Source organism: Actinomadura meridiana, assembly GCF_039537545.1.
In the GTDB taxonomy this organism is placed as follows: Bacteria; Actinomycetota; Actinomycetes; order Streptosporangiales; family Streptosporangiaceae; genus Spirillospora; species Spirillospora meridiana.
The window spans coordinates 95,496-120,304 of sequence record NZ_BAABAS010000003.1 but is presented as its reverse complement, the minus strand read 5'-3'; the positions used below and the strand labels follow the sequence as shown (position 1 = coordinate 120,304).

At 72.8% G+C, this 24,809-nt stretch carries 22 protein-coding genes; 16 read left to right on the top strand and 6 right to left on the bottom strand.

Annotation, left to right across the window (positions count from 1 at the left end; translation table 11 throughout):
• Positions 1-23 precede the first annotated feature (23 nt).
• The 4 genes from ABD808_RS02100 to ABD808_RS02085 are packed head-to-tail and all read right to left on the bottom strand — an operon-like array spanning position 24 to position 3,330.
• Complete coding sequence (locus ABD808_RS02100) at positions 24-413, bottom strand: nitroreductase family deazaflavin-dependent oxidoreductase (protein ID WP_344888692.1); 390 nt, start codon at positions 411-413, stop codon at positions 24-26.
• 51 nt (positions 414-464) lie between these two features.
• Positions 465-1,394, bottom strand: coding sequence for an ABC transporter ATP-binding protein (locus ABD808_RS02095; RefSeq protein WP_344888689.1), 930 nt, complete (start codon positions 1,392-1,394; stop codon positions 465-467).
• On the bottom strand, positions 1,391-2,266 hold the full coding sequence (locus ABD808_RS02090; protein ID WP_344888684.1) for an ABC transporter ATP-binding protein: 876 nt from the start codon (positions 2,264-2,266) through the stop codon (positions 1,391-1,393). Before ABD808_RS02090 ends, ABD808_RS02095 begins: the two co-directional genes overlap by 4 nt.
• Positions 2,263-3,330 carry an ABC transporter permease gene (locus ABD808_RS02085; protein WP_344888681.1) on the bottom strand — a complete coding sequence of 356 codons (1,068 nt, stop codon included), beginning with the start codon at positions 3,328-3,330 and terminating at the stop codon, positions 2,263-2,265. Before ABD808_RS02085 ends, ABD808_RS02090 begins: the two co-directional genes overlap by 4 nt.
• Before the next feature lie 142 nt (positions 3,331-3,472).
• On the opposite strand from ABD808_RS02085, the gene ABD808_RS02080 reads away from it, so the two are divergent.
• The 3 genes from ABD808_RS02080 to ggt all read left to right on the top strand — a co-directional run bounded on the left by ABD808_RS02080 (position 3,473) and on the right by ggt (position 7,810).
• Positions 3,473-4,327, top strand: coding sequence for a TetR/AcrR family transcriptional regulator (locus ABD808_RS02080; protein WP_344888676.1), 855 nt, complete (start codon positions 3,473-3,475; stop codon positions 4,325-4,327).
• Positions 4,328-4,676: 349 nt separating this feature from the next.
• On the top strand, positions 4,677-5,918 hold the full coding sequence (locus ABD808_RS02075) for a ParB/RepB/Spo0J family partition protein (protein WP_344888673.1): 1,242 nt from the start codon (positions 4,677-4,679) through the stop codon (positions 5,916-5,918).
• A gap of 11 nt (positions 5,919-5,929) precedes the next feature.
• The gene (ggt, locus tag ABD808_RS02070; RefSeq protein ID WP_344888670.1) at positions 5,930-7,810 is read left to right on the top strand and encodes a gamma-glutamyltransferase; all 1,881 of its coding nucleotides are present in this window, start codon (positions 5,930-5,932) and stop codon (positions 7,808-7,810) included.
• Between the two features lie 15 nt (positions 7,811-7,825).
• Here the strand turns inward: ggt and ABD808_RS02065 are convergent, their stop codons facing one another.
• Entirely contained in the window at positions 7,826-9,550 is a 1,725-nt protein-coding gene (locus tag ABD808_RS02065; protein ID WP_344888665.1) for an MFS transporter, read from the bottom strand.
• Between the two features lie 99 nt (positions 9,551-9,649).
• On the opposite strand from ABD808_RS02065, the gene ABD808_RS02060 reads away from it, so the two are divergent.
• The 13 genes from ABD808_RS02060 to ABD808_RS02000 all read left to right on the top strand — a co-directional run bounded on the left by ABD808_RS02060 (position 9,650) and on the right by ABD808_RS02000 (position 23,271).
• Positions 9,650-10,627, top strand: a complete 978-nt coding sequence (locus tag ABD808_RS02060) for a sigma-70 family RNA polymerase sigma factor (protein WP_344888661.1) — start codon at positions 9,650-9,652, stop codon at positions 10,625-10,627.
• A 383-nt stretch (positions 10,628-11,010) separates the two neighbouring features.
• Positions 11,011-11,136 carry a hypothetical protein gene (locus ABD808_RS02055; protein WP_344888658.1) on the top strand — a complete coding sequence of 42 codons (126 nt, stop codon included), beginning with the start codon at positions 11,011-11,013 and terminating at the stop codon, positions 11,134-11,136.
• 22 nt (positions 11,137-11,158) lie between these two features.
• Positions 11,159-12,694, top strand: coding sequence for an FAD-dependent monooxygenase (locus ABD808_RS02050; RefSeq protein WP_344888655.1), 1,536 nt, complete (start codon positions 11,159-11,161; stop codon positions 12,692-12,694).
• Between the two features lie 57 nt (positions 12,695-12,751).
• On the top strand, positions 12,752-13,447 hold the full coding sequence (locus ABD808_RS02045) for a hypothetical protein (protein WP_344888652.1): 696 nt from the start codon (positions 12,752-12,754) through the stop codon (positions 13,445-13,447).
• Positions 13,448-13,476: 29 nt separating this feature from the next.
• The gene (locus ABD808_RS02040; RefSeq protein WP_344888650.1) at positions 13,477-14,577 is read left to right on the top strand and encodes a methyltransferase; all 1,101 of its coding nucleotides are present in this window, start codon (positions 13,477-13,479) and stop codon (positions 14,575-14,577) included.
• A gap of 1 nt (position 14,578) precedes the next feature.
• Positions 14,579-16,090 carry an FAD-dependent monooxygenase gene (locus tag ABD808_RS02035; RefSeq protein ID WP_344888647.1) on the top strand — a complete coding sequence of 504 codons (1,512 nt, stop codon included), beginning with the start codon at positions 14,579-14,581 and terminating at the stop codon, positions 16,088-16,090.
• On the top strand, positions 16,075-16,401 hold the full coding sequence (locus tag ABD808_RS02030; protein ID WP_344888644.1) for a TcmI family type II polyketide cyclase: 327 nt from the start codon (positions 16,075-16,077) through the stop codon (positions 16,399-16,401). The genes ABD808_RS02035 and ABD808_RS02030 overlap by 16 nt, the downstream gene beginning before the upstream one ends.
• A gap of 35 nt (positions 16,402-16,436) precedes the next feature.
• Positions 16,437-17,747 carry a beta-ketoacyl-[acyl-carrier-protein] synthase family protein gene (locus ABD808_RS02025; RefSeq protein ID WP_344888641.1) on the top strand — a complete coding sequence of 437 codons (1,311 nt, stop codon included), beginning with the start codon at positions 16,437-16,439 and terminating at the stop codon, positions 17,745-17,747.
• Positions 17,744-19,258: a beta-ketoacyl synthase N-terminal-like domain-containing protein gene (locus ABD808_RS02020; protein ID WP_344888638.1), complete on the top strand. Its 1,515-nt coding sequence runs from the start codon at positions 17,744-17,746 to the stop codon at positions 19,256-19,258. The genes ABD808_RS02025 and ABD808_RS02020 overlap by 4 nt, the downstream gene beginning before the upstream one ends.
• A gap of 37 nt (positions 19,259-19,295) precedes the next feature.
• A complete protein-coding gene (fabG, locus tag ABD808_RS02015) occupies positions 19,296-20,093 on the top strand; it encodes a 3-oxoacyl-ACP reductase FabG (RefSeq protein WP_344888635.1) in 798 nt (265 codons plus the stop codon).
• Between the two features lie 8 nt (positions 20,094-20,101).
• Positions 20,102-21,061 (top strand): aromatase/cyclase, encoded by a 960-nt coding sequence (locus tag ABD808_RS02010; protein WP_344888632.1) that lies wholly within the window; start codon positions 20,102-20,104, stop codon positions 21,059-21,061.
• Positions 21,062-21,076: 15 nt separating this feature from the next.
• A complete protein-coding gene (locus ABD808_RS02005; RefSeq protein ID WP_344888629.1) occupies positions 21,077-22,540 on the top strand; it encodes an FAD-dependent monooxygenase in 1,464 nt (487 codons plus the stop codon).
• Positions 22,537-23,271, top strand: a complete 735-nt coding sequence (locus ABD808_RS02000) for a class I SAM-dependent methyltransferase (RefSeq protein ID WP_344888626.1) — start codon at positions 22,537-22,539, stop codon at positions 23,269-23,271. Before ABD808_RS02005 ends, ABD808_RS02000 begins: the two co-directional genes overlap by 4 nt.
• Before the next feature lie 10 nt (positions 23,272-23,281).
• Here the strand turns inward: ABD808_RS02000 and ABD808_RS01995 are convergent, their stop codons facing one another.
• A complete protein-coding gene (locus ABD808_RS01995) occupies positions 23,282-24,718 on the bottom strand; it encodes an FAD-dependent monooxygenase (protein WP_344888624.1) in 1,437 nt (478 codons plus the stop codon).
• Positions 24,719-24,809 lie beyond the last annotated feature (91 nt).

The following is a 24,809-nucleotide window of genomic DNA, read 5'->3' as shown; positions in this document are numbered from 1 at the left end:
GGGCGTCAGCGGCGCTCCGGGCGTCAGCGGCGCTCCGCGGACAGGTGGAGGAAGTCGTTGACCCCGGCCAGGCCGAGCAGTGGCCGGACGGGCGCCGGGACGGCCGTGCGGGCCGGATCATGGACGATCCGCGGGTCGGTGACATGCACGCGCTCACCCCGCACCACGAGATCGCAGCCACCGGCCGCGATGACGTTCTTCAACCAGTCGGTGCCGGTTCCGTAGGTGAGGGCGGCGACATACCCGTGCCCGCCGGGCTCCCGGAAGATGTTGATCGGCGTTCGGTGGGGGCGCCCTGATCGGCGCCCCCGGTGCAGCACGATCCCGAACCCGGGCAGGCGCCCCGCGAACGGCATGGTGAGCTTGTTGGTCGCCGCGCGGTTGGCCCGCGCGACGAACCTGGGTATCGGCATGAGTCCGCTCCCTCCCGGGCGCCCGGCCGAAGGGCCGGGTACCCGGTCGGTTCACGAGGACGCTGTGTTCGCCGAGGCCGCGTTCGCCGGGGCCACGGGGGTGGGCTCGGCCGTGTCGGCCGAGCGCTCGATGATGATCATCTTTTCTTCCAGGGTGGCGGGCACCTGCCGGACCCCGGCCTCGACGCCCGCCTCGCGCAGCACCTCGGCGACCCGATCCGGCGGGGTGCCCGCGACGCGGACGAGCCGCCCGGCGAGGGTGACCGGCAGCCCGGCCGAGTCGAGCGCGGCGAACGCGCGCGACCAGTCGGCCTCGGGATCGACCTCGACCGCGATGGTGGCGCCGATGATGTCGGTGTCGGTGCCCGCGGCGACTTGACGGCCGTGCGACATCAGCACCAGCCGGTCGCACTGCTGCGCCTCCTGCATGTAGTGCGTGGTCACCAGCACGCCGACGCCCTTCTCGGCCTGGACGTGGATGGTGTCCCACAGCCGGGTCCGCGACAGGGGGTCGACGCCGGACGTCGGCTCGTCGAGGATCAGCAGCCCGGGCTCGTGCCCGAGCGCCGCCTCGAAGGCCAACCGGCGCTGCAACCCGAGCCCGATGTCGGCGACGAGCTGGCCGCCCGCCTCCGGCGTCACGTCCGACTTGGCCGGTCGCCCCTTGCGGTCGAAGGCGTGGGCCACGAAGTCGAGGTTCTCCATGGACGTGAGGTCGGTGTACAGGCCGAGACCCTGCGGGACGTAGCCGAGCCGGACGCGCGTCTCGCGCGACGGCGGGCGCCCGAACAACCGGACCGCGCCCGAGGTCGGGACGACGAGGCCGAGCAGCATCCGGATCAGGGTGGTCTTGCCAGCGCCGTTGGCGCCGAGCAGCCCGACGATCTCCCCGGCTCCGACGGTCATCGTCACGTTGTCGACGGCGGTGAAGTCGCCGAAGCGGCGGGTGACCCGGTCGGCGTGGGCGAGCGGTTCACTCACTGGTGTGCCTCCTCGTCGTGGCCGGATTCGGGAGCGGATCCGTTGCCGGAGCCCGCGACGCGGGCGTGCAGCGCCGCGGCCACCACGGCGTCCTCCATGTCGGGGGACACCTGCTCCTCGCCCGGCCGCACCGGCCCGGGATGCCAGGCGTGGAAGATGCGTCCGCGCCGCCAGGCCAGCGCCGGGTCGGGTGGGCGGCGGACGACCGTGATCGTGCCGGGCACGCCGTTGATGACCTGGTCGGGCGTGCCGGACTGGAGGGCGCGGCCGTCGTCGAGCACCAGCACCGTGGCGCAGCGTTCGGCCTCGTCCAGATAGGTGGTGGCCAGCGCGACCGCGGTGCCCTCCACGGCGGTCTGGCTGATCAGCCGCCACAGGTCGATGCGGCTGACCGGGTCGACACCGGTGCTCGGCTCGTCCAGCACCAGCATGCGCGGCCTGTGCAGCATGGCGCACGAGAACGCGAGCTTGTGCAGCATCCCGCCGGACAGGTGGCCCGCCTGCCGGTTCAGCAGGTGCGCGAGCCCGGCGGCCTCCAGCAGCAGGTCGCGGCGCTGCCGGAACTCCTTGCCGCGGATGCGGTGGGCGGAGGCCACGAACTCCATGTTCTGCGCGACGGTCAGGTCGCGCCAGACGCCGGTGGCGGCGGGCATGAACCCGATCTCCTTGCGGGACGGCGCGACGATGCGGCCCGAGCGCGGCCGGACGGCCCCGGTGAGGCAGCGCAGTAGCGTGGTCTTGCCCGCGCCGTCGCCGCCGACGACGGCGGCGACCTGCCCCGCCGGGACCTCCAGCGTCACCTCGTCGAGGGCGAGCTTGCGGCCGTAGGCGACCGTCACGCCGAAGGCGCCCCAGTCCTCGCGCTGGCTCATCGCGCGCCCACCAGCGGCTCGCTGCGCTCGGGCCCGGACGGCGGCTCGGACTTGGTCGACGGCTGCTTGGGCGCCAGGTCGCGGCGGAAGCGCAGGACGGCGGCGCTGAACACGAACACCGCCATGCCGGTGAGCACGGCCAGCGGCATCCAGAGCGACTCGAACGGCGCGTCCTTCAGCATCGTCCCGCTGGCGATCTTGATGAAGTAGGTCAGCGGCAGCAGGTAGCCGATCCAGCGGACGCCGACGGCCATCGACTCCAGCGGGAAGATCATTCCGGACAGCAGGATCTGCGGCAGCATCGTCATCAGCGCGAGCTGGGTGGCCTGGCCCTGGTTCTGCGACACCGTCGAGATCAGCACGCCGATGCCCAGCACCGTGAACAGGAACACCGCGCCGCCGACCGCGAAGATGAGGAGCGAGCCGTTGAACGGCACCCCGAACAGCAGGGAGCCGACCACCGCGACGATGACCATGTCGATCGCCGCCAGCACGAAGTAGGGCGCGATCTTCCCGGCGATGACGTCGGACGGCCGGAACGGCATCACCGCGAGCTGCTCCAGCGTGCCCGCCTGCCGCTCGCGCACCAGCCCGATGCTGGTGATGATCGTCCCGATGAAGGTGAGGATCATGCCGATGAGCGCCGGGACCATCACCCAGGAGGTCTTGAGGTCGGGGTTGTAGAGCACGTCCGGCTTGAGCTGCCCGCCGCTCTCGGCGGCCGCGGCCGCCGCGGCCTTGGCCATGAACAGCTCCGACCCGTCGATGTAGACGGTGCTCGGGCCGGACGCGGTCGTCGAGACGACGACGTCGGCGTCGCTCTTGCGGAGCGTCTCGTGGGCCGTCGCCGCGGTCCCCGCCGGGTCGATCTTGTCGACCTTGAGCGGCTCGTGCAGCTGCGCGGCGACCTGCTGGGCGCGCGGACCGACGACGTGGGTGGAGACGTCCTCGACGTTGAAGCTGGCGGCGTACCCGAAGACCACCAGCAACACCAGCGGCAACACGATGATCATCGCCATCGTGCGATGGTCCCTGCGGAGTTCGAGGAACTCCTTAACGATCATTGCCCACATAGGGTGAGCCTCCGTTCCACGGTGGTGGACCCGGTGCGCCGTCCGATGCGGAGACGGCCGGGAGCGTCATCGATAATTGGTCGCCTGATGGAATCACGCTATACCAATCCTATAGTGGTGTTCAACGGCTTCGGTGGAGGAGGACGTCGAGGAGGACATGGAGGAGGACATGGACGTACCTGATGACCTGGTGAGGACCGCGATCCGGGTGGCCGGGGAGCGCGGGGTGGACGTCGCCGACGTGCCGCTCTCGGCGCTCGCCGAGGCCGCCGGCGTGTCGCGGAGCACGCTCGTGCGGCGGCTCCGGGGGACGAGGCGGACGCTCGACGACGCGGTCCGCGCGGCGGGGGTCGATCCGGGCGGGCTCCCCGTCCGCGACCGCGCCGTCGCCGCCGCCGCCGCGCTGATCGGCGAACACGGGCTCGCGGCGGTGACCCTGGAGGCCGTCGCGGCGGAGGCCGGGTGCTCGCTGCCCAGCCTGCACGCGATCTTCCAGGGCCGCGACGGGCTGCTGACCGCCGTGTTCCAGCGGTACCTGCCACTGGACGATCTGGGGAGCCTGCTGACCGACCCTCCCGGCACCCCCGAGGAAACGGTGCGGGCCATCCTGCGCACGTTCGTCGAGGGGTTCTTCCAGGAGCGGGGGGTGTTCTCGGCGATCCTGGCGGACGTCCTGGCCCGTCCGTCCGGGCCGGGGCGTGACGTCTGGAGCCGGACGGCCCTGCCGGTGCTGATCGGCAGCGTCGGCACGTGGCTCTCCGAGCAGGTCGGGACGGGCCGGTTCAAGCCGCTCCCGCTGCCGATCCTCGCCCAACTACTCGTCGGGCCCATCACGGCGCACATGCTGCTCCGTCCGACGCTGGAGCCGGTGTTCGGGGCCGCGGAGTCCACCCCCGGCGAGATCGTCGACGTTTTCGCCGACGCCTTCCTGGATTCCGTCACCGTCAAGCATTCCCGCGCTGATGACCTTAACCGGCCAGTGCGGTGAAAGAGGAAAACTGTCGGCCTTATTGAGGGCTGTCCGAATTCGGGGGGCGATCGGGACGCATTGTTGATCTTCATGGGAGCGGGTTCCGCCGGGCCGCCGGGCGGGCGGGGAGATGATCACGTGCGTGATCATGCGGGATCACGGCCGAATCGCGCGCGCCGGGTTCCGTCCGGGTGCCCGGGGCGTCGGCGCAGATGGTCGGCGGGGGCGCGCGCACCGAACCTCGTTCGCCGCGCGCCGCCTCATTAATGATGTTCGGCGGGTCCTTGACACGCTTCCGTCCCCCTTGTTCGCTGTGCCGTATGGGGGCCAACTCCTCCTTGAAGTCGAGGGGCAAAGGAGGCGCTGCATGTCCGACCTCGCCGATCAGGAAACTGCCAGAGTTTATTCGCCGGATCCCTCGGCCGATGCGGACGATTCGGTCCTGTCGCCCTACTGGATCAATTCACATCCGATCGCGAGGGTTCCGGTGGACGCGCTGGTCATCACCGACTCGCCGCGGCTGGGCGGGGAGAATTGGGATCATGTCCGGCTGCTGGCCGAATTGGGTGGCGGACTTCCGCCGATAATGGTGCACCAGCCGACCATGCGCGTGATCGACGGAGTTCATCGCGTGCAGGCGGCGATATTGAATGACGCGGAGACCATCGAGGCACGGCTACTGGACTGTGATCTGAATGTCGCTTTTGTCCTTGCCGTCAAGGCAAATGTAGCCCACGGGTTACCACTGTCCCAGCCGGACCGGATGGCGGCCGCGGGACGGATCATCGCCGCACATCCGCAGTGGTCGGACCGGGCGGTGGCGGCGGCGACCGGTCTGTCGGACAAGACCATCGCGCGGCTCCGGGACCGCACCGGCCAGGGGGCGGCGCAGCCCGCCGCCAGGCTGGGCCGGGACGGCCGGCTCCGCCCGCTCGACAGCGCCGCCAAACGTCGCCGGGCGGCCGCGATGATCAGCGACGAGCCCGACGCGGGGCTGCGCGCGATCGCCCGCGCCACCGGGCTCTCCCTCGCGACGGTGCGCGACGTGCGGCAGCGGGTCGGACGCGGCGAGGATCCCGTACCCGAGCGGTACCGGAACGGTCCGGACGGGCCCGGGCCGTCCGCCGCGTCCCTGTCCTCGTCCCTGTCCTCGTCCCCGGCAGGGTCCGCGCCGGTGCCGTCGTTCGGCGACGAGCTCCGCCCGCCCACCGGCGACGAGACGCACTCGGCCGCGGGGCGTCCCGACCCGCCGGTGCCGAGATCCGACCTGGGCGCCGAGCGGCGGACCGCGTCCGCGCAGGAGCCGCAGCCGGTCATCGACGAGCCGTCGCGCCGCTCCCCGGGCGCGCAGCGACCCCGGCACGCCGACCTCCCGGTCGACCGGCACGAGGTGCTGGCCCGGCTGCGGAACGATCCGTCCCTGCGGTTCAGCGAGACCGGACGGCAGACCCTGCGATGCCTGCACCGCTACACCGTGGACGTCGAGGGCCTGGAGGGGTTGTGCCGCAACCTCCCGGACCACTGCGCGCCGGTCATCGCCGATCTGGCGCTGAGCTGCGCCACCGCGTGGACCACGCTCGCCGAGAGACTCCGCCAGCGAACCGAATGATGAGCGTGATCATGTTGAAGTGCTTATCGTCCCCCCGCGGCGCCGCCCGGCTGCTGCCGTGGGGCGCCGGGGCGGTCGCCCTGACCCTCGTCGCGTCGCTCGCCACACCATTCGCCGCCGCCACGCCGGGATACGCCCAACCTGTCATCGCCCTGGGTCCCCGGGCGGAGCCGACGGCCGTCGGCTACGGCGGGGCCGCCTCGACGGTCGATCTCGACGCGAGCCGCACCGCGATCGGCGTGCTCGAACGCGGCGGCAACGCGATGGACGCCGCTGTCGCCGCGTCCGCGACACTCGGCGTCACCGAACCGTACGTGGCGGGCCTCGGCGGAGGCGGTTTCCTCCTCTACTACGACGCCAAGTCCCACCGCGTGCACACCTACGACGGGCGGGAGACGGCGCCACGGACGATGGGCGAGAAGGCGTTCGTCGACCCCGCGACAGGCCGTCCGCTGCCCTTCCCCGAGGCGGTGACCAGCGGCCTGTCCGTCGGGGTCCCCGGCACCCCCGCCCAATGGGACCGGATGCTGCGCGAGTTCGGCACCCGCCCGCTGCCCGAACTGCTGCGGCCCGCGATCGACGTCGCCGAGCGCGGCTTCACCGTCGACCAGGAGTTCCGCGACCAGACGCAGGCGAACGCCGACCGCTTCCGCGACATCGTCCCGACCCGCAAGCTGTTCCTGCCCGGTGGTGAGCTGCCCGTGGTCGGCTCGACGTTCCGCAACCCCGAACTCGCCGCGACCTACCGGGCGCTGGCGCAGAACGGCGTCGGGTGGTTCTATCGTGGACGGCCCGCCCGCGAAATCGTGGACACGGTGCGGCGGCCGCCGGTCGACCCCGCGTCCAAGCGCGTCGTCCGGCCCGGGCTGATGGGGACGGACGACCTGGCGCGTTACCGGGCGCTGAGCCGCGACCCCGCGCACGTCACCTATCGGGGTGCGCGGGTGTACGGGATGGCGCCGCCCTCGTCCGGTGCTACGACGGTGGGCGAGGCGCTCAACATCATGGAGAACGTGCCGGTGCCGCGCGCCGACCCCGTCCAGGCGACGCACTCGTATCTCGAAGCGTCACGCCTCGCCTTCGCCGACCGTGGACGGTACGTCGGCGATCCCGCGTACACGGACGTGCCGGTCCGCGAGTTGCTGTCCACCGGGTTCGCCAAGGAGCGGGCCTGCCTCGTCGACCCGGCGCGCGCGGCCTCGTCGCCGGTGCCGCCGGGCTCCCCGGACGGCGACTACCAGAAGTGCGAGCCGTCCCGGAGGCCCGGGACCCCGACGACCTACGAGGGGCCGCAGACGACCAACCTCGTGGTCTCCGACAAGCACGGCAACGTCGCGGTCTACACCGTCACGATCGAGCAGGTCGGCGGCAGCGCCCTGACCGTTCCGGGACGGGGGTTCCTGCTGAACAACGAGCTGACCGACTTCAGCCCCGCGCCGCCCGCGGACGGGTCGCCCGACCCGAACCTGCCCGCCGGAGGGAAGCGGCCCCGCAGCAGCATGGCGCCGACCCTGGTGGTGCGGCACGGTCGTCCGGTGCTCGCGCTCGGGTCGCCGGGCGGCTCGACGATCCCGACGACGGTATTGCAGATCCTGATGAACCGGCTCGACCTCGGCATGGACCTGCCCGCCGCGGTGGCCGCGCCCCGCGCCACCCAGCGGAACACGCCCGTCACCTACGCCGAACAGGAGTTCATCGACCAGTACGGCGCCGCGTTGAAGGAGCGCGGGCACACCGTCCAGCTGTTCCTGGAGCACGGCCCGGCGGCGGTGATCGGCGCCGCCACCGGTCTGGAACTGCTGGGTGGCGGCAGGGTCCAGGCGGTGGCGGAACCGGTGCGCAGGCACGGCGGCAGCGCCCTGGTGGTGCGGCCCGCCACCGGCCCGCACTGACACGGCCAAGTCGCGCTAGTCCCGGGGAGTTGGCGCGGAGCCGCTGGACACCGGGTCCCCGGACGGCGCGATCTCGGCGTCCAGGTCGCGCGTCTCGATCCGCCGGGGGATCGCGAACAGCCCCGCGAACACGACGAGCATCATGCCCGCGCCGTAGCCGACGGTGATGGCGAACCCGCGGGCGAAGTTGTGCCCGTTGGCCTGCTCGCCCGTGCTGGTCAGCAGCTCGGCCAGCCGCCGGTCGCCGCTCGGGCTGCCCGTCCGGCAGCTCGCGGGCACCGCCGTCGGGTCGGATGCCCCGGACCGGTCGCGCACACACGTGCGGAACTGGGCCACGACGCGTTCCTGCGCGGCGGGTGGCAGCCCCTCGGCGGTGAGGTCGCGACGCAGGGCGGGGACGGTCTCGTCCACGCCGTGGTCGGCGTTGTCGTCGATCCAGCCGAAGAACAGGACGCCGGACAGCGCGACGCCGAGGGCCATCCCGACCTGCTGGATGGTGTTCAGCACGCCGGACGCCGACCCCGCGTCCCGCCGGGGCACCCCGGTGAGGATGGCGTCGACCATCGGCGCGACGACCAGCCCGAACCCGAAGCCGGAGACGGCCAGGGGCACCAGCATCTGCCACGAGTGGATGGTGAGCTCGCGGTCGGCGATGACCCAGGCGTAGGTGGCGAACCCGATGGCGTTCAGGAGCGCGCCGGTGAGCAGGACGCGGCGTCCGAACCGGGGCGTGAAGACCTGGACCGACAGGCCCGCGCCGGTGGCTCCGCCGAAGGCGAAGGCGAGGGACGTGAGCCCCGCGTGCAGCGGCGTCCAGCCGAGGCCGACCTGCATGTAGAGGGTCCACACGAAGAAGAAGCCGCCGAGCACCGTCCAGAACAGGAGCCACACCGACATCCCGGCGGTGAAGGCGCGCGCCCGGAACAGGCTGAGCACGATCACCGGTGACCCCTTCGTCCGGCCGTGCCAGCGCTCGTACAGCACGAACGCGGCCAGGACGGCGGCGGCCCCGCCCATCAGCGCGAACGACCAGGCGGGCCAGCCGAGGGCGCGCCCCTCCATCAGCGGGTAGACGAGCATGAGGATGCCCGTGACGCTCAGCAGCACCCCGACCAGGTCGAGCTTCGGCGCGGACGGCGACTTCGACTCCGGGACGGTCGCCCACGCCACGATCAGCGCCGCGATGCCGATCGGCACGTTGACCAGGAAGATGGAGCGCCAATCGAGGCCGCCCGGGTTCCACTCCAGGAGCAGCCCGCCCGCGACGAGCCCGGCGGCGGACGCCGACCCGAGGACGCCGCCCCAGATGCCGAGCACCTTGCCCCGCTCCTCGGTCGGGAACGTGGCGTGCATGATCGACAGGATCTGCGGGACCATCAGGCCCGACATGGCGCCCTGGAAGAACCGGGCGCCGATCAGGAAGTCGATGTTCGGGGCGACGCCGCAGAGCAGCGAGGCCACGGTGAACCCGGTGACGCCCACCTGGAACATGCGTTTGCGCCCGTAGGTGTCGCCGAGCCGTCCGCCGGTGATGAGGAGCGCGGCGAAGCCGAGGACGTACCCCGCGATGACCCATTCGACCTTCGCGTACTCGGCGTCGAGGTCTTCGAGGATGGTGGGGATGGTGACGTTGACGATGGTCACGTCGAGCAGGTCCATGAAACCGGCGACCAGGAGCACGCACAGCGCGATCCACCGCCGTGAGTACGGGGCGGAAACGCCCGTCCCGTCAGGGGTCATGGCTGACTACCTCCGGATGTCGTGAGTCGTTGGCCGCTGTCACATCACGCGTCTTCGGTACGTCATAGATGTGACGTCCCGCGACCGAGGAATGTGACCGTGGACCAGAGCGAACGGCTTGCCCATCGGTTCGAGACCCACCGGCCCCATCTGCGGACGGTGGCCTACGGCATTCTCGGGTCGGTCAGTGAGGCCGAGGACGCCGTGCAGGAGGCCTGGTTCAGGCTCAGCCGCACGGACACCGAGGCCGTCGACAACCTGGGCGGATGGCTGACGACCGTCGTCGCGCGGGTGTGCCTGGACATGCTGCGCAGGCGCCGGACGAGGGGCGAGGAGCCGATCGGCCTCGCCGTCCCCGAGCCGATCGTGACGGGGGTGGACGGCGGCACCCCCGAGGAGGAGGCGCTGATGGCCGACTCCGTCGGGCTCGCCCTGATGGTCGTGCTCCACGCGCTCACCCCGGCCGAACGCCTCGCCTACGTGCTGCACGACATGTTCGGCGTGCCGTACGACGAGATCTCCACCATCATCGGACGCACCCCGGGCGCGGCCCGGCAACTCGCCAGCCGCGCACGCCGCCGGATCCAGGAGTCCAGGCTGTCTCCGGGGGAGTGGGGGCCCGTCCCCCGACAGGGGAGGGGCCAGGTCGCCTCGGGTGAGGCGGTGGCCCCGCCGGGCGGCGCGCGGCCCGACCCGGAGCTGTCCCGCCGCCGTGAGGTCGTGGACGCCTTCTTCGCCGCCGCCCGCGACGGTGATTTCGATGCCCTGCTCGGCGTGCTCGATCCTGACGTCGTGCTGTACGCCGACCACGATCCGAACGCCGTGTCGCGGGGCGGGCCGATGAAGCTGTGCGGCGCGGAGGACGTGGCGCGGCGGGCGCTGGGCTTCGCGAGTTTCGCCCAGTTCGCGCACCCGGTGCTCGTCAATGGGGACGTGGGCGTCGTCGTGGCGCCGCATGGAATTCCGTTCTCGGTTCTTGGTTTTACGGTGCGGGAGAGGAGGATCGCGAGAATTCATGTGTTCGCCGAGCCCGCGCGGTTGCGCCGACTCGGTGTGGTCACCTCGATTCCCCGATAGCGAATCGGGGCCGCGCATTTCGGCCGTGCTGAATATGCCGTGCCGAATAGGCCGTGCCGAACATGCCCGGTGTGCGTGGACGGTGTGCTCGCGAAAAGTCGCTCATTGTGACATTCTCTGAGCGGCCCGCACCGTGCGCCCCGAGGTGAAAAGTATTCACCTTGGTGGCGGACGCTCCGTGTTTCTGCCCGGATCGCCCCTGCGCGACTGCGGGGATGGCGCAGTTGAACACCCGTGATATGTCGATCATCGGCGCCCGATCTTCGGGACGGTTCTCTCATCCGGGACATCTCACCCCCTCACCCTCGGCGCCCTCGGCGTCCCGCGAATAAGCGTGCCCGAAGACCCTCGCATGATGTGGACCCTTGCAAGGATGAGCTTCCGTGTCGTACCAAGAAAAGCGCAAAGCAGTAAAAAGTCGGGCTCTGGTCGGTTTGCCGAGACTGGTGGAACTGATCACCGCGGTGAGCGGCCTTCTCGCCGAAGAGCCCGTCCTGACGCCGTCGTGAGTCGGACAGAGGGAACGGTGAAATGCGCGATCTTGATGCGGACGTCATCGTCGTCGGAGCGGGGCCGACCGGGCTCATGCTCGCCGGAGAATTACGTTTGGCAGGCGTGTCCACCATCGTCGTCGAACGGTTGGCCGAACCGATGCGCGAGTCCCGCGCCCTCGGCTTCTCCGCCCGGACGATCGAGGAATTCGACCAGCGCGGACTGTTGCCCCGCTTCGGCGAGTTGCAGACGATTCCGATCGGCCATTTCGGTGGCCTGTCCATCGACTATCGAGTGCTGGAGGGCGGCTCCTACGGCGCGCGGGGAATTCCCCAGTCGCGCACCGCGGCCATCCTCGCCGACTGGGCGACCGGGCTCGGCGCCGAGGTGCGGCGCCGCCACGAGCTGACCGGGCTGGACGCGGGCGACGCCGGAGTCGAGCTGGACCTCGCCACCCCCGACGGCCCGCGTCGCCTGCGCGCCAAGTACGTGGTGGGCTGCGACGGCGCGCGCAGCACCGTCCGCGCGTGCGCCGGGATCGACTTCCCGGGCACCGAACCCGTCATCGAGATGTGGCTCGCCGACGTCGCGGGCCCCCGGCTGCGTCCCCGGTTCTCCGGCGAGCGGGTGCCCGGCGGGATGGTCATGGTCCTGCCGCTCGGCCCGGACGTGAACCGCGTCGTGGTGTACGAGCGGGCCGCCGAGCCGCGCGCCGACCGGACGGCCCCGTCGTTCCCCGAGGTGGCCGCCGCCTGGGAACGGCTCACCGGCGAGGACGTCCACGACGGGAAACCGCTGTGGGTCAGCTCGTTCACCGACTCCAGCCGCCTCGCCGCCGAGTACCGGCGGGGCCGGTTGCTGGTCGCGGGCGACGCCGCCCACGTCCACATGCCGATCGGCGCGCAGGGGATGAGCGGCGGCGTCCAGGACGCGGTGAACCTCGGCTGGAAGCTCGCCGCCGAGATCCACGGGCACGCCCCGCCCGGGCTGCTCGACACCTACCACGCCGAACGGCACCCGGTCGGCGCCCGCGTCGTCGCCAACACCCTCGCCCAGCGGCTGCTCTACCTCGGCGGCGACGACATGGAGCCGGTGCGGGACGTCTTCGCCGAACTGCTGGAGTACGAGGCGGTCCGGCGGCACCTCGTCGGCATGGTGACCGGGCTGGACATCCGCTACGACGTCGGGCCCGGCGACCATCCGCTGCTCGGCCGCCGTGTCCCGGACCGCAAGCTGGTCGGCGCGTTCACCGAGCCGGGCCGCTCTCCTGTGGGGGGACGACCCCCCACACCCCCCGGAACGAACCGGACCTCGATCTTCGAATGCCTGCACGCCGGACGCGGCGTCGTCCTCGACCTGGCGGGCGACGACGCCGTCGGCGCCGCCGCCACGCCCTGGTCCGACCGGGTCGACGTCGTCTCGGCGGCGATCCATCCGGTCGGCGCGGGCGATCCGCTCGCCGCCGCCGACGCCGTGCTCGTCCGCCCAGACGGCCACGCCGCCTGGGTGGCGGCGGCCGGGTCGGGCCCGGACGGCCTGACCGACGCCCTCGCCCGATGGTTCGGGCCCTGCTGACCTGCTGACCCCCCGGACGCTGACTCCCGAGACGCTGACTCCCGAGACGAGGACATCATGCCGATCCTTTCCCCGCGCGACTCCTGCCTGACGGTTCTCAACCTGTTCACCACCGACTCCCGCGACAAGCAGGACCGTCTGCTCCAGGAGATGCGGACGATCGTGAACGCCGCCGCGTACGAGGGCTGGATCTCCAGCACCGTGCACAGCGGCAGCGACAAGCCGGGCACCGCGAACCTCATCCAGTGGCGCGGCGAGGGCGACGTCCACCGCCGGTACGCCGGAGACGAGTTCAGGCACCGGACGGTCCCGCTGTTCGAGGAGATGACGACCTCGATCAGGCTGCTGCGCACCGAGGTGGCCTTCACCGGACGGCACCCGTCGAACGGTGGGGCGACGGAGGTGTCGCCGGACCGCGACGACCACACGGTCATCGAGCTGTTCGGCGTCGAGCGGGAGAACCTGGCCGACCTGGTGTCCGTCCTGGAGCGGTCGCACGACTGGCTGGTGGACGAGCCGGGCTACCGCTCCCTGTCCGTCCTGCGCGGTGTCGGCGCGGTGGGCCTGGACGGCGACTTCGCCGTGCGCTACTCGCAGTGGGACGGCGAGGGTTCCTACGAGGCGTTCCGGTCCCGTCCCGACGCGGAGTGGTCGGCGGCGCGCACGGAGACGCGCGACAAGCTCCGGTCGCTCGCGACGTTCCTGGAATGGAACACCTACCGCGTCGTCCACACCCGCTCGGCCGGGCAGTAGCCCGCGGCCTGGAACGGGAGGAGAAACGCATGCCGCCGAAGGTGCCGCCCGCCCGGGTCGTCCGCGCGGTCGAGGCCGTGAGGGCCGGGGTTCAGGGCGTCGACCGGCGCCTTGTCCCGGGGCCGATCGCGCTGCTGGAACTGGTCATGGGCTCGATGGTCACGCAGGCCGTGTACGTCGCCGCCCGGCTCGGCATCGCCGACGCCGTCGTCGACGGCCCGTTGACCGTGGCCGAGATCGCGCGCCGGGTGGACGCCGACCCGGACGCGACGGGACGCCTGCTCCGGCTGCTCGGGGGCTACTCCGTCTTCGCGGAGCGGCCGGGCGGCCGGTACGGGCAGACCTCGATGTCCGCCGCCCTGCGCGCGGACGCGCCGATGTCGATGCGGGGCATGGCCCTGCTCATGGGCGGCTCCGTCCACTGGGAGGACTGGGGGCACCTGGAGGACGCCGTGCGCACCGGCGAGCCCGTCGTCCCGAAGCTGCGCGGCATGGGCGTCTACGACTACCTGGACGCGAACCCGGAGTTCGCCGAGGTGTTCAACGCCGGGATGGGGAACCTGTCGAACCTGGAGACCGACGCCGTCGCCGCCGCGTACGACTTCACCCGGTTCGGGACGATCGTCGACGTGTTCGGCGGGCGCGGCGCGCTGCTGGCCGCCCTGCTGCGCCGCGCCCCGAAGGCGCGCGGGATCCTCGTCGACGAGCGGGCGCCGGACCTGGCCGCGACCGGCCTGTTCCGCGAGGCCGGGGTCGAGGACCGGTGCGAGATCGACACGACCGGCCTGTTCGAGGTCCCGCCGTCCGGCGGGGACGCCTACGTCCTCAAGCACATCCTGCACGAGTGGCCGGAGCCGAAGGCGCTGGAGATCCTGCGGAACATCCGCGGCGTGATCGGCCCCGACGGACGGCTGCTGATCATGGAGTTCGTCGTGCCGGAGGGTGGCGGACGGCATCCGGCGAAGCTCGTCGACCTGTGGCTGATGCTGCTCATCGGCGGCCGGGAGCGCACGTCCGTCGAGTACGCCGGGTTGCTCGCCGCCGCCGGGTTCACCCTCACCCGCGTCGTCGGCACCGCCTCCACCGTCTCGATCATCGAGGCCCGCCCCTCCGGAAACGGAGCGCCCTGACATGGGCGGTACCGATACGGACGTCATCGTCGTGGGCGCCGGGCCGGTCGGCCTGATGCTGGCCGGTGAGCTGCGGCTCGGCGGCGCGGACGTCGCCGTCTACGAACGGCTGGACGCCCCGAGCGGGCAGTCGCGCGGCCTGGGCGTCACGGCGCGCGCGGCCGAGGTGTTCCGGCAGCGCGGCCTGCTCGCCCGGTTCGGCGAGGTGGAGACGAGCCGCCAGGGCCACTTCGGCGGCATCCCCCTGGACTTCGGGGTGCTCGAAGGGTCGCACTTCGGCGTCCGGGGCCTCCCGCAGGACCGGATCGAGCGAATGCTGGAGGACTGGGCCCTGGAACTCGGCGCCCACGTCCTGCGCGGCCATAACGTCACCGGGCTGCGCGCCACCGACGACGCGGTGACCGCCGTCATCGACGGCCCGGACGGCCGCGTCGAACGGACGGCCCCGTACCTGGTCGGCTGTGACGGCGGGCAGAGCACCGTCCGCCGGGCGGCCGGGTTCACCTTCCCCGGCACCGACGCGACCCGCGAGATGTATCTGGCGGACGTCGCCGGACGCGGCATCCGCCCACGTCCCACCGGTGAGCGGGTCCCGGGCGGCATGGTCATGTCGGCTCCCCTGGGCGACGGCCTGGACCGAATCATCGTCTGCCCGCACGGGACGCCCCCGCCGTCCGCCGGGCAGCGGACTCCCGGCTTCGCCGAGGTCGCCGACGCCTGGGAGCGGCTCACCGGCGAGTCGCTGCACGGCGCCGACGCGCCCTGGGTCAGCTCCTTCACCGACGCCACCCGGCACGTCACCGAGTACCGCCGGGGCCGGGTGCTGCTCGCGGGCGACGCGGCGCACGTCCATCTCCCGGCGGGCGGGCAGGGCATGAGCGTCGGCGTCCAGGACGCGGTGAACCTCGGCTGGAAGCTGGCGGCGACGGTCGCGGGCCACGCCCCGGCGGGCCTCCTCGACACCTACCACGCCGAACGACACCCGGTCGGCGCGCGCCTGCTCCGCAACACCCGGGCGCAGGGAACGCTCTACCTCGGCGACGCGGAGATCGAGCCGCTCAGGACCGTCATGGGCGAACTCATGCGGATCCCGGAGGTGGGACGCCATCTGTCCGGCGTGGTGAGCGGGCTCGACATCCGCCACGACGTCGGACCGGGGGACCATCCGCTGCTCGGGGCGCGGATGCCCGACCGTCCGCTGATCCTGCCGGACGGCCGCCGAACCCGGATCTTCGACCTGCTTCACCAGGCGCGCGGCGTGCTCGTCACCACCGACCGGACGGGACGGGTGAACGCCCAGGCCGCCGCCTGGACGGGCCGCGTCGACATCGTCACCGCGGACTGGCCGGAGACCGACGACGACCCCTGGCCCCGCACCGACTCGGCGCTGATCCGTCCGGACGGGCACCTGGTGTGGGCCGAGCCGGGCGGCGGCGACCTGGACGCGGCGCTGCGCCGCTGGTTCGGATGCGCACCCACATCGCAGAAGGGCGAACGATGCATAGCACTCTGATCGTCGCGCGGATGGACCCACGGCACGGCGACGCGGTCGCGGACCTGTTCGCCGAGTTCGACGGCGGCGAGATGCCGGGGCTCATGGGCACCCGCCGCCGCGAGCTGTTCACCTACAACGGCCTGTACTTCCACCTCCAGGACTTCGACGACGAGCACGGCGGCGACCGCATCGGCACCGTCGCGTCCCACCCGGCGTTCGTGCGGATCAGCGACGACCTCAAGCCGTTCATCGCGGCCTACGACCCGGAGACCTGGCGGTCCCCGGCGGACGCGATGGCGACCCGCTTCTACCACTGGTCCGGGGCGTAGCCGCGCGGCGGCGGCACCGGAAAGGGAGTCCACGCATGACGCGGCGAGTGGTCATCACGGGCAGCGGCGTCGTCGCGCCGGGCGCCATCGGGACGAAGGAGTTCTGGGGCCTGCTCCAGGAGGGCCGCACGGCCACGCGCGGGATCACGTTCTTCGACCCGTCGCCCTTTCGCTCCCGGGTCGCCGCCGAGATCGACTTCGACCCGGCCGCGCAGGGGCTGACCCCGCAGGAGATCCGCCGGACGGACCGGGCCGTGCAGCTCGCGCTCGTCGCGATGCGGGAGGCCGTCACCGCCGGAGCGCCGGTGCTGGAGACCCTGGACCCGGCGCGGCTCGGCGTCACGATCGGCACGGCGGTCGGCGCCACCATGGGCCTGGAGGAGGAGTACCGCGTCGTCAGCGACGACGGCAGGCTCACCCTCGTCGACCACACCTACGCGGTGCCGCACCTGTACGGGTACCTGGTGCCCAGCTCGTTCGCCCGCGAGATCGCCTGGGCGTGCGGCGCGGAGGGGCCCGTCGCCGTGATCTCCACCGGCTGCACCTCGGGCCTGGACGCGGTCGCGCACGCGACGGAGCTGATCCGGGACGGCTCCGCCGACGTCATGGTCGCGGGCGCCACCGACGCCCCGATCTCGCCGATCACCGTGGCGTGCTTCGACGCGATCAAGGCGACCACGCCGCGCGTCGAACATCCCGAGCGGGCGTCCCGGCCGTTCGACCGCACCCGCGACGGGTTCGTGCTCGGTGAGGGCGCCGCGCTGTTCGTGCTGGCGGAGCGGGAGTGGGCGCGCCGCCGGGGCGCGGACATCCTGGCGGAGATCGCCGGGTTCGGGGCGCGCTGCAACGCCTTCCACATGACGGGCCTGCGGCCGGACGGCGCCGAGATGGCGGAGGCGATCCGGTCCGCGCTGGCGGAGGCGCGGATGCCGCCGGACGCCGTCGACTACGTGAACGCGCACGGGTCGGGGACGCGGCAGAACGACCGCCACGAGACGGCGGCGTTCAAGCGGAGCCTCGGCGAGCACGCCTACCGGACGCCCGTCAGCTCCATCAAGTCGATGATCGGCCATTCGCTGGGCGCGATCGGGTCGCTGGAGATCGCCGCGTCGGTGCTGGCGATCCAGCACGACGTCGTCCCGCCGACGGCGAACCTCGAACATCCCGACCCGGAGTGCGACCTGGACTACGTCCCGCGCGTGGCGCGGGAGTGGCCGACCCGCACGGTGCTGAGCGTCGGCAGCGGCTTCGGCGGCTTCCAGAGCGCCATGGTCCTGACCGGCCCGGACTCTTGCGGAGGGACGACCCACCGCACCCCCCGGAAACGCGTGGGCGGCCCGCGATGAACGCCCCCAAAGCCGTCGTTACAGGTATCGGCGTCGCCGCGCCCAACGGCCTCGGGACGGAGCGGTACTGGGCCGCGACCCGCGCCGGGGTGCCCGCGATCGGGGCGGTCGCCGGTTTCGACGCCTCCCACTACCCGAGCCGCCTGGCGGGCGAGGTCCGCGGCTTCGACGCGGCGGCCCACCTGCCGAGCAGGCTGCTCCCGCAGACGGACCGCGTGACGCGGCTCGCGCTGGTGGCGGCGGGCGAGGCGCTGGCCGACGCCGGGGTCGGACCCGATCCGGACGACGCGCTCGACCGCGGCGTCGTCACCGCGATGTCGGCGGGCGGGTTCGCGTTCGGGCAGCGGGAACTGGAGCGGCTGTGGAGCAGGGGCGGCCAGTACGTCAGCGCCTACCAGTCGTTCGCGTGGTTCTACGCGGTGAACTCCGGCCAGATCTCCATCCGGCACGGCCTGAAGGGGCCGAGCGGCGTCGTCGTCACCGACGAGGCGGGCGGGCTCGACGCGATCGCCCAGGCGCGGCGGCTGCTGCGGCGCAGCGGCCTGGTCGTGTGCGGCGCGGTCGACGGGTCCATCTGCCCGTGGGGATGGGTGGCGCGGCTCACCGGCGGGCGGGTCGCCAAGGGCGACGACCCGGCGGAGGCCTACCTGCCGTTCGACGCGCGCGCGGCCGGGCACGTCCCCGCCGAGGGCGGCGCGATGCTCGTGCTGGAGAGCGCCGAGGCGGCGCGGCGTCGGGGCGCGCCCCGCGTCTACGGCGAGGTCGCCGGGTACGCCGCGACGTTCGACCCGGCGCCCGGCAGCGGCCGTCCGCCGACGCTGCGCCGCGCCATCGAGTGCGCGCTGGCCGACGCCGACCTGGACCCCACCGACGTGGACGTCGTGTTCGCCGACGCCGCGGCCGTCCCGCGCCTGGACCGGGCGGAGAGCGAGGCCATCGCCGCCGTGTTCGGCGACCGCGCCGTCCTGGTCACGGCGCCGAAGACGATGGTCGGCCGGATGGACGCGGGGTCGGCCGCACTGGACGTGGCGACCGCGCTGCTGGCGATCCGGGACGGGATCGTCCCGCCCACGATCAACGTGCGACCGGCGCGGCACCACCCGGTCGAGATCGTGACCGGGCCCGCCCGCCGCGCCACGGTGCGCGCCGCGATCGTCATCGCGCGCGGGCACGGCGGGTTCAACTCCGTGCTCGCCGTCCGTGCGCCGCGTAGGGCCCCCGGCGAGGACGGGGGCGGACACAGCCGCAGGGAGGAACACACCATGCCGGACAGAAACCTCGAACTCGACGACCTGCGCAGGCTCCTGCGGGCGGGCGCCGGTCTCGACGAGAGCGTCGAGCTCGACGCCGACACCGCCGACGTCGATCTGGTCGACCTCGGCGTCGACTCGGTGGCGCTGCTGGAGACCGCCGCGCTGATCGGCCGCGAGTACGGGCTGCACCTCGACGACGAGGCGCTGACCAGGGCGACGACGGCCAGGCTCCTGCTGAACCTGGTCAATGACAGTTGAACCGAACGCCGGGAAGAGGGTTGTGAAGGAGAGGGCAGTGCCGCAGGACAATCCGCAGGACAGTGGGAAGGTCGCCCTGGTCACGGGGGCGACGAGCGGGATCGGGTACGCGGTGTGCGCGGCCCTGGCGGCGCGCGGCGACCGGGTGTACATCTGCGCCCGCGACGCCGACGCCGTCCGCGACACCGTGGAGGGCTTCCGCAAGGACGGGCTCGACGTGGACGGGACGGCCTGCGACGTCAGGTCGGGCGACGACGTGCGCGCCCTCGTCGGATCGGCGGTGGAGCGGTTCGGGCCGATCGACGTGCTGGTCAACAACGCGGGCCGCAGCGGCGGCGGCGTCACCGCCGAGATCACCGACGAGGTGTGGTTCGACGTCATCGACACCAACCTCAACAGCGTGTTCCTGGTGACCCGAGAGGTCCTCACCGCCGGTGGGATGACCGACCGGGGACGGGGCCGCATCATCAACATCGCGTCCACCGCGGGCAAGCAGGGCGTGGTGCTGGGCGCGCCGTACTCGGCGTCCAAGCACGGTGTCGTCGGGTTCACCAAGGCGCTCGGCAACGAGCTGGCGCCGACCGGGATCACCGTCAACGCGGTGTGCCCCGGCTATGTGGAGACGCCCATGGCCCGCCGGATCCGGCAGGGCTACGCCGAGGTCTACGGGACGACGGAGGAGTCCATCCTGGCGAAGTTCCAGGCCAAGATCCCCCTCGGTCGCTACAGCACGCCGGAGGAGGTGGCGGGGCTCGTCCGCTACCTGACGACGGAACCGGCCGCGTCCATGACCTCGCAGGCCATCAACGTCTGCGGCGGGCTCGGGAACTTCTAGGAGGCGCCATGCGCGAGGTGGAGCACGAGATCGTCGTCGACGCGCCCGCCGAGGCCGTCTACGGGTTGCTGGCGGCGGTCGGCGACTGGCCACGGCTGTTCCCGCCGACCGTCCACGTCAGCTATCTGGAACGGACGGAGAAGGCGGAGCGGCTGCGGATCTGGGCGAGCGCCAACGACAAGGTCAAGACCTGGACGTCGCGGCGCGAGCTGGACCCCGCCGCGCTGCGCATCGACTTCCGGCAGGAGGTGAGCGCGCCGCCCGTCGGGGAGATGGGCGGGACGTGGCGTGTCGAACGCGTCTCCGACGGACGGTCGCGGGTCGTGCTGTCGCACCGCTACCGCGCGGATGGCGACGACCGGGACGACCTGGCCTGGATCGACCGCGCGGTGGACGGCAACAGCCGCTCCGAACTGGCGGCGCTCAAGGCAGGCGCCGAACGGGCGACCAAGGGCGACGACGGCGACGGATTCCTGTCGTTCGAGGACTCGGTCTTCGTCGCGGGCCCCGCCGAGGAGACCGGCGAGCGCGTCTACGCCTTCCTCGACCGGGCGGACCTGTGGGAGGAACGCCTCCCGCACGTGACCCGCGTCGTCCTCACCGAGGACGACCCCGGCCTCCAGATCCTGGAGATGGACACGCGGGCGAAGGGCGGCTCGACGCACACGACGCGGTCGGTTCGGGTCTGCTTCCCGCACCGGGAGATCGTCTACAAGCAGACGACGCTGCCCGCGCTGCTGACCCTGCACACCGGAGTGTGGCGGACGATGCCGTCCCGCGTCGACGGCGTGGACGGCGTGACCGTCACCTCGCACCACACGGTCTCGATCGCCGAGGAGAACGTCACGGCGGTGCTCGGCGCGGACGCGGGCGTCGCGGACGCGCTCGCCTTCGTCCGCGACGCGCTCGGCACCAACAGCCTGGCGACGCTCCGGCACGCCAAACGACACGCCGAGGACAACGGCTGACCGGCTGGGGGTTCGATGGACGCGGAGGTCATCGTCGTCGGGGCGGGCCCGGTCGGGCTCATGCTCGCCGGTGAGCTGCGGCTCGGCGGCGCCGAGGTCCTGGTACTGGAGAGGCTGGTCACGCCCACCGCCGAGTCGCGCGCGTCCACGCTGCACGCCCGGACGATGGAGATCTTCGAGCAGCGCGGCCTGCTCGCCGAACTCGGCACGCCGCCCCGGCAGGCCATGGGCCACTTCGCGGGCATCCCGCTCGATCTGAGCGGGGCGCCGTCCCCGCACGCCGGGCTGTGGAAGGTGCCGCAGGCGCGCGTCGAGGAGCTGCTCGCCGACTGGGCCCGGGGTCTCGGCGCGGACATCCGGCGTGGCCACGAGGTGGTGGGGCTCACCGCGTCCGGCGACCGGGTGCTGGTCCGTGCCGAGGGGCCGCGCGGGACGGTCGAGTTCGCCGCCCGCCACGTCGCGGGCTGCGACGGGGAGGACGGCGCCGTCCGCGACCTCGCCGGGATCGCGCTGCGTGGCCGGACGGCGGCCCGCGAGCTGCTCCGCGCCGACGTGGCGGGTGTCGGGATCCGCGACCGGCGGTTCGAACGGCTCCCCGGCGGCCTCGCCATCGCGGCGCGACGTCCGGACGGCGTCACCCGCGTCATGGTCGCCGAACACGGCGGTGTCGCTGGTCGGCACCCGGGGCCGGTGACGTTCAAGGACGTCACGGCCGCCTGGGAACGAGTCACCGGAGAGGACGTCGGCGCGGGCGTGCCCCTGTGGGTCGGCGCGTTCGGCGACGCGAGCCTCCAGGCCGAGCGGTACCGGGCCGGGCCGGTGCTGCTGGCGGGCGACGCGGCGCACCGGCAGCTCCCCGTCGGGGGCCAGGCGATCAACCTGGGCCTCCAGGACGCCGTGAACCTGGGCTGGAAGCTCGCGGCGGCGGCGTCCGGCCACGCCCCGGACGGGCTGCTCGACGGCTACCACGACGAACGGCATCCTGCCGGGCACCGCGCGCTGCGCACCATCGAGGCGCAGGCACGGCTGCTGCTCGGCGGCCCCGAGGTCGAGCCGGTCCGCGCCGTGCTGGCCGAGCTGCTGGCGCACGGGGAGGCCCGCGACCGGCTGGCCCGGCAGATCAGCGGCGTCGACGTCCGGTACGGCGACGCCGAGCATCCCCTGGTCGGCGCGCGGATGCCCAACGTCGGCACTGTCGGTGCGCTGGGGCCGCTGCGCTACGGCCGGGGCGTCCTGCTGGACCTGTCCGCCGACACAGAACGCCGCGACCTGCTGCGGGAGTGGGCGCGGGCATGGGCCGGACGGGTCGATCTCGTAGTGTCCGACCAGCCGACAGCGGGGTTGGACACGGCGCTGGTCCGCCCGGACGGTCACGTGGCATGGGTCAGCGACCGGGCCGCCGATCCCCGTCCCGCGCTCGGCCGCTGGTTCGGCCGTACAGATCACGATCACTCGTCGCGTCAGGGAGGCATCGGATGAGCACGCATGATATCGCCGCTGAAAAAGAGTCCGGGTTCGACCCGCTGTACGAGGGACGCGCCCCGATCGAGGGGCTGGGGCTGAGCTTCCGCTTCGCCCCCTGGGACATCGGCGGGCCGCAGCCGGTGGTGATGGAGCTGGAGGCGGCCGCCGGGTTCGGGGACGCGGTGCTCGACGCGGGCTGCGGCCGTGGCGAGCACGCCATCTATCTGGCGGGCCGTGGGCACCGGGTGACCGGGGTCGACAGCTCGTCCGCCGCGATCGAGCAGGCGGGGGAGCGCGCGCGGGCGGCGGGCGCCGACGTCGAGTTCACGGTGGGGGAGGCGACCCGCCTGGACGCCCTGCCCGGCCGCTTCGACACCGTGCTGGACTACGGCCTCTACCACTGCCTGCCCGCCGACGCGGGACGGCAGTACGCGGAGGCCCTGCACCGGATCTGCGAACCGGCCGCCCGCGTCCAGCTGTTCTGCTTCAGCGAGACGGCGCCGCCCGGCATGCCGCCCGCCGCGCTGCGCGTCGCCGAGGACGCCCTGCGCGCCGACCTCGCCGGGCTCTGGACGATCCTCGGCATCGAGGAGAAGAGGTCCGTGACCAGCTTCACCCGGGAGTTCCTGGTGAAGCAGCGCGACAACGCGCCCGGCGGGCTGGAGTTCGACATCGACGCCCTGGAGGAGGACGACACCGGGCGCATCCTGCTGCCGATCTGGCACGTCACCGCCGAAAGGATCTGAACCGGGCGTCTCAGTGGCGCGGCGCGTTGCCCACCCGGGCGGCCGGACGTCCGCCCGGGGTCAGCAGCATCGAGCCCACCGGCGGGACGCCGAGCGCGTCGGCGGTGTCCTCGTCCAGGACGTGCGTCGTGACCGGCGCGTGAAGACCGGCGACGGGCGGTTCCGCTTCGGCGGGGCCGCCCGTTCCCGTGGAGCCACCTGGCCGGATGAGTGCGGTGAGCCCGTCGCCGAGCAGGTCCAGCGTGGACAGTCGCCGCCCGCCGCGCGGCAGCCACCGGTGCGCGACCCGTCCGTGCAGGTCCCAGGGGAGGGCCTCCTCGACGGTGCGGCGGGCACCGTCCGGGTCGGCGGAGCGCAGCACGTTGTGCAGCCCCACCGGACGGCGGTCGGCCTCGTAACCGTCCAGCAGCTCGGGATCCGCCCAGCCGCGCAGCACCCACGCGAGCCGCCACCCCAGGTCGTAGGCGTCGTGGATCGCGGTGTTCATGCCGGTCCCGCCGCGCGGCGTCATCTGGTGGGCGGCGTCGCCGATGAGCAGGCAACGGCCCCGGCGGTACCGGTCGGCGATGCGGGCCGCGAACGCGAACGCGCTGACCCGCTCGATCCGGGGCCGCAGGTCGGCGACGCCCGTCGCGGCGGCGATCAGCTCGGTGACCCGTTCGACGGGCAGGTCGGCCAGCCCCGGTCGTCCCGGGCCGCGCTGCTGCCCGTAGTGCCAGCGGTCGTCCGGGCCGCGCGGCGCCAGGATGCCGCCCGCGTCCCGCTGGGTGATCACGTTGAGACCGCACGGGCGGCCCGGGAGGAACCCGGAGATCGGGGCGCGGAACTGCACGCCGTGGTACTCGCCGTGGACGGACGGCCCGTCCATCCCGATCCCGAGCCGTTCCCGGACGGTGCTGTGCGCCCCGTCCGCGCCGACGACATACCTGGCGGTCGCCTCCCAGCGCCTGCCGTGGGCGGCGTCGCGCAGCACCACCCGCACCCGGTCCCGCTCCGGCAGCAGGTCGACCAGCTCGCAGTTCAGCCGGACGGCGGCCGTCGGATGGGGCCGTAACCGGGCGAGCAGGATCGGTTCGAGGTGCGACTGCGGCACCCACACGGGGCCGGTGGGGCTCACCCGCGCGGCCTGCCGGGCGTCGGGGTAGCCGAGCGGGAACCGCCTGCCGTCCGCGGACAGGAGCGTGGGGGCCAGCCGTCCGGACGGCTCGGCGTCGGCGGACCCGGCGCGCACCGCGTCCTCCAGCCCCCAGGACCGCAGGATCTCCATGGTGCGGGTACTGGCCACCAGCGCGCGGGACACCGTGGACAGCCGGGAACGCTTCTCGACCACCAGGACGCGGACGCCGACGCGGGCCAACGACAACCCGATGACGAGACCCGCCGGACCGGCTCCGGCGATCAGGACGTCGACCAGAACTTCGAAACGCGGATGACCGGGGGCGGACATGAGAACGACCTCCACGTACGTGATATCTCGATTGAACACTTTCGTCCACCCCGGGCTACCCGACCCTGTGTTGTCGGCCGGGATTCGACAA

Excerpts from the sequence above, each read along its gene's own strand:
- ABD808_RS02100 (WP_344888692.1), bottom strand. The coding sequence starts at position 413 with ATGCCGATACCCAGGTTCGTCGCGCGGGCCAACCGCGCGGCGACCAAC.
- ABD808_RS02090 (WP_344888684.1), bottom strand. The coding sequence starts at position 2,266 with ATGAGCCAGCGCGAGGACTGGGGCGCCTTCGGCGTGACGGTCGCCTAC.
- ABD808_RS02085 (WP_344888681.1), bottom strand. The coding sequence starts at position 3,330 with ATGATCGTTAAGGAGTTCCTCGAACTCCGCAGGGACCATCGCACGATG.
- ABD808_RS02075 (WP_344888673.1), top strand. The coding sequence starts at position 4,677 with ATGTCCGACCTCGCCGATCAGGAAACTGCCAGAGTTTATTCGCCGGAT.
- ggt (WP_344888670.1), top strand. The coding sequence starts at position 5,930 with ATGTTGAAGTGCTTATCGTCCCCCCGCGGCGCCGCCCGGCTGCTGCCG.
- ABD808_RS02065 (WP_344888665.1), bottom strand. The coding sequence starts at position 9,550 with ATGACCCCTGACGGGACGGGCGTTTCCGCCCCGTACTCACGGCGGTGG.
- ABD808_RS02050 (WP_344888655.1), top strand. The coding sequence starts at position 11,159 with ATGCGCGATCTTGATGCGGACGTCATCGTCGTCGGAGCGGGGCCGACC.
- ABD808_RS02045 (WP_344888652.1), top strand. The coding sequence starts at position 12,752 with ATGCCGATCCTTTCCCCGCGCGACTCCTGCCTGACGGTTCTCAACCTG.
- ABD808_RS02040 (WP_344888650.1), top strand. The coding sequence starts at position 13,477 with ATGCCGCCGAAGGTGCCGCCCGCCCGGGTCGTCCGCGCGGTCGAGGCC.
- ABD808_RS02035 (WP_344888647.1), top strand. The coding sequence starts at position 14,579 with ATGGGCGGTACCGATACGGACGTCATCGTCGTGGGCGCCGGGCCGGTC.
- ABD808_RS02030 (WP_344888644.1), top strand. The coding sequence starts at position 16,075 with ATGCATAGCACTCTGATCGTCGCGCGGATGGACCCACGGCACGGCGAC.
- ABD808_RS02025 (WP_344888641.1), top strand. The coding sequence starts at position 16,437 with ATGACGCGGCGAGTGGTCATCACGGGCAGCGGCGTCGTCGCGCCGGGC.
- ABD808_RS02020 (WP_344888638.1), top strand. The coding sequence starts at position 17,744 with ATGAACGCCCCCAAAGCCGTCGTTACAGGTATCGGCGTCGCCGCGCCC.
- ABD808_RS02010 (WP_344888632.1), top strand. The coding sequence starts at position 20,102 with ATGCGCGAGGTGGAGCACGAGATCGTCGTCGACGCGCCCGCCGAGGCC.
- ABD808_RS02005 (WP_344888629.1), top strand. The coding sequence starts at position 21,077 with ATGGACGCGGAGGTCATCGTCGTCGGGGCGGGCCCGGTCGGGCTCATG.
- ABD808_RS02000 (WP_344888626.1), top strand. The coding sequence starts at position 22,537 with ATGAGCACGCATGATATCGCCGCTGAAAAAGAGTCCGGGTTCGACCCG.
- ABD808_RS01995 (WP_344888624.1), bottom strand. The coding sequence starts at position 24,718 with ATGTCCGCCCCCGGTCATCCGCGTTTCGAAGTTCTGGTCGACGTCCTG.